The organism is Roseiarcus sp., from assembly GCF_052145395.1.
Taxonomy (GTDB): domain Bacteria; phylum Pseudomonadota; class Alphaproteobacteria; order Rhizobiales; family Beijerinckiaceae; genus Roseiarcus.
Genome location: NZ_JBKQOT010000275.1, coordinates 1 through 3,254 on the forward strand (window position 1 = coordinate 1; position 3,254 = coordinate 3,254).

Consider the following 3,254-nt stretch of genomic DNA (forward strand, 5'->3'; position numbering starts at 1 on the left):
CAGCCACACATTTTCAATCGGCTTTTGTATCTTTGCGGTTGGCTTGGGCAGCTTGGAGCACTGCTCTCGGGCTGACCACGCTGAACGCGCGCGGCGGCGTCAACCGCATGGCGCTCGCCGCGATCCTGCTGCTCGCCGCGATGATCGACATCCGCTGGCAGAAGAACCGCACGCGTATCATCAGCAAGGTCTACGTCAGCCCGACCTACCACGACCTGCCGCCTTCCCCGCCGACCGAAATCGGGAAGGGCGGACCGTTCGAGCAGAACGACAGGCTTCGCGACGTCGAACTGATCGGTCTCGGCCGAATCGAGGCGCCCGAGGACGTCATCCTCGACCGCAACGACAACCTCTACGCCGGCTCGCGCCACGGCGACGTGATCCGCTTCTTTGCGCCGGACTATCAGAGGATGGAGGTGTTCGCCCATATCGGCGGCCAGCCGCTCGGCATGGCCTTCGACCGCAGCGACAACCTTTACATCTGCATCGGCGGCATGGGCCTCTACTGCATTGCGCCGGACGGGACCGTCGGGAAGGCGACCGACGAGACGAACCGCAGCTGGCTCTCGGTCAACGACGACAGCCGTCTGAGGCTCGCCGACGACCTCGACATCACCGACGACGGCCTCATCTTCTTCTCCGAGGCGACGATCCGCTATGAGATGGACGAATGGCCGGTCGACGGGCTCGAGGCTCGCGGCAACGGGCGGATCATCTGCTACGACACGAACACGGGCAAAACCCAGACTGCTGTGCGCGGCCTCAAGTTCACGAACGGCATCTGCGTCGCGAGCGACAGGCAGTCGATCCTGTTTGCCGAGACCTTCGGCTGCTCGATCAAGCGCTACTGGTTTGAGGGGCCGAAGAAGGGCCGGACCGAAGTCGTCATGGACAACCTGCCCGGCTATCCCGACAACATTAATCTGGCCTCCGACGGCAATTACTGGCTCGCCCTCGTCGGCATGCGCAGCCCCTCGCTCGACCTCGCCTGGCGCATGCCTGCATTCCGGACCCGCATGGCCAAACGGCTGCCGGTCGATGAATGGCTGTTCCCCAACATCAACACCGGCTGCGTCGTGAAGTTCAATGAAAAGGGCAAGATCCTCGACTCGTACTGGGATCTCCACGGCGTCAACCATCCGATGATCACGTCCATGCGCGAGCATCGCGGCTATCTCTACCTCGGGGGGCTCGCCAACAATCGCATCGGTCGCTACAAGCTCGACGGCGCCGATCCGAATTTTGTCCAATACGAGAAACGCTGGGGACGCCTCCCGTGATTGGCGCGATCCGAGACTTCTGGAGCCGCTTTCTTGGACGCAGGGACGCCACTATCGCCGTCCCTTCATTCGACGGCGCGTTGAAACCGAATCAGAAGTTGGAGGCGGCCGAGACGATCCTTGAATGCGCCGCGCCGGAGGATCTCGCGACGGACGGCCACAAGATCTATCTCGCCGACGGACCGAGGCTCGTGCTGCTCGACGGAACCGCCGCGACCGAAGTGCGCAGCTTTGACCGACCGATCTCGGCGCTCGCCGTGTTGCCCAACGACGGTCTCGCCGTGGCGCTTGCCGGACGGGAAGTCCGCATATTCTCAGAGCCTTCGGCCGCGAAGGCTTACGCTGTCTTCGCGACCGACCTCACCGCGGTCAACGCGCTCGCGCCGGGGGCGGACGGCGAGCTGATCGCGACCGACGGCTCCGCCACGCGCGGCGTCGAGCAGTGGGCCTGGGACCTGTTGGAGCGCGGGCGCAGCGGCCGCGTCCTCATGCTCGATCCGGCGGCCGGATCGATGAAGACGCTGACCAGCGGCCTGGGCTACGCGTTCGGCGCACGCGCGACGGGCGACGTCGTTCTTGTCAGCGAGAGCTGGATGCATCGTCTCATCGCAGTGGCGAGGGACGGATCGACGAAAATCGTGCTGCCTCATCTGCCCGTCTATCCGTCGCGTCTGTCGCCGGCGTCCGGCGGCGGTTATTGGCTGACGGCGTTCGTCGCAAGAAGCCTGCTGGTCGAGTTCATTCTGCGGGAGCCGGCCTATCGCGAGCGCATGATGTCGGAGATCGACCCGGAATACTGGGTCGTCCCGCGTCTGCGCTCGGGCCTGTCGTTCAAGGAGCCGCTTCAGGGCGCGCATATCAAGACGATGGGCGTCATCAAACCCTGGGCGCCGCCGCGCTCCTATGGCCTCGTCATCCGCCTCGACGCGAGCGGCGCGCCGCTTTATTCGCTGCACAGCCGCGTCGACGGGACCAACCACGGCGTCGTCGCCGCCGTCGAACGCGACGGCGCACTCGTCATGATCGCCAAGGGCCCAGGGCGGATCCTGAGGCTTCCCATCGCTCCGCTCGACAAGGAGTTCGGCGCATGAGCGACGACGTCGTCCTGTCGCTTTCCAAGGCGACCAAGCTCTACGCCGGCGTCCCCGCTATCGATGGCGTCGATTTCGATCTGAGACGAGGAGAGATCCATGCGCTGGTCGGCGAGAACGGCGCCGGCAAGTCGACATTGGCCAAGGTCATGGCGGGGGTCGTGACGCTGTCCTCCGGAACGATGACAATCGACGGCGTCACGGCCTCGCCGCAGTCGCCGCTAGAGGCACGCCACCTCGGCGTCGCGATGGTGGTCCAGGAGAACAGCCTCGTGCCGACAATGACGGTCGCGCAGAACCTCTTCCTCGGCCAGGAGCGCTTCTACAATCGCCTGCGCGGCATCTACATCGCCGCGCAACAGTTCCTGCAGTCGCTGAACTTCGACGTCGCGCCCACGACGACGGTCGGCGCGCTTGGCGCGGCGAAGAAGCAGATGGTCGAGATCGCCCGTGCGGTGCTGCACAAGGCCAAGGTGATCATTTTCGACGAGCCGACCGCGACGCTCACGCCCGAGGAGAAGAAATACTTCTTCGACCTCGTGCGCGACCTGAAGAAGCGCGGCGTGTCGATCATCTTCATCTCGCACGCTCTCGAGGAGGCGCTGAGCCTTGCAGATCGGATCACCGTTCTGCGCGACGGCAAGAAGGTGGTCACCGACGACGCCTCGAAGTTCGACCGCGCGCGCATCGTTCAGGCGATGGTCGGCCGCGATCTGTCCCACACGCTCTATGGCGTGCGCAAAGCGACTGTCCGCAAAGCCGGCGACCGGGTCCTTACGGTGCAAAACCTCAAGATGGCGCCGATGGTCAAGAACAATTCGCTCTCCGTCTTCGCCGGCCAAATCACGGGCCTCTTCGGTCTCGTCGGCGCGGGCCGCACCGA

The 3,254-nt window shown here is 64.7% G+C and carries 3 protein-coding genes; all 3 read left to right on the top strand.

Annotation, left to right across the window (positions count from 1 at the left end; translation table 11 throughout):
* Positions 1-1,280 (top strand): SMP-30/gluconolactonase/LRE family protein (locus ACLP25_RS09245; RefSeq protein WP_442468909.1); only part of this gene is annotated, 1,280 nt, incomplete at its 5' end.
* Positions 1,277-2,371 carry a hypothetical protein gene (locus ACLP25_RS09250; protein WP_442468910.1) on the top strand — a complete coding sequence of 365 codons (1,095 nt, stop codon included), beginning with the start codon at positions 1,277-1,279 and terminating at the stop codon, positions 2,369-2,371. The genes ACLP25_RS09245 and ACLP25_RS09250, both read left to right, overlap by 4 nt.
* The coding region (locus ACLP25_RS09255; protein ID WP_442468911.1) for an ATP-binding cassette domain-containing protein at positions 2,368-3,254 on the top strand (887 nt) is incomplete at its 3' end. The genes ACLP25_RS09250 and ACLP25_RS09255, both read left to right, overlap by 4 nt.